This is a genomic window from Dellaglioa sp. CoH-55-MRSF-8 (genome assembly GCF_056782195.1).
The window spans coordinates 1-457 of record NZ_JBXAYH010000076.1; the positions used below are offsets into that span (position 1 = coordinate 1).

At 54.3% G+C, this 457-nt stretch carries 1 protein-coding gene; it reads right to left on the reverse strand.

The features are described 5' to 3' along the window. Positions 1-457, reverse strand: a 457-nt coding sequence (locus AC1RPW_RS07980; protein WP_481769439.1) for a hypothetical protein, incomplete at both ends; no start/stop codon positions are given.

The window sequence follows — 457 nt, forward strand, 5'->3', positions numbered from 1 at the left end:
GTGTACTTCTGGAGCAGGGCTCGGTACTCGCGGTCTTCCTTGAGGTCACGATCGAGAGCTTCAGGATCGATTTGGGCTGCGGCCATCCACATCTTAAGCGGAACAGGCACGCCCTTCTCCGATGCCATTTCAAGCATCTCCATCATGTTCTCTTCGCCCTTCACCTCAAGCTTCTTATGCCAGTGCAGCTGCGGCAGCTTCAGGTTCGAACGATTACCCTTGTTGAACAGGAAATCGACAACGTGACCTGTCTGCGCGCGTTTGCGCGGGTCCTTGTACAAGTTGTCGACGACGGCCACCAGCGGAAAAATCTTCGAGTAGAAGATGCTGTCCGTCAGATACTGACGATACGCGTTCTGCGTCTCAAGGAACGACGAGTATGCGGATTCGGCCGCTGCGTACGATGTATCGCCTTCCATGAATGCTTCACTGATGCCCATAGCTCGCAGCTTGTAAG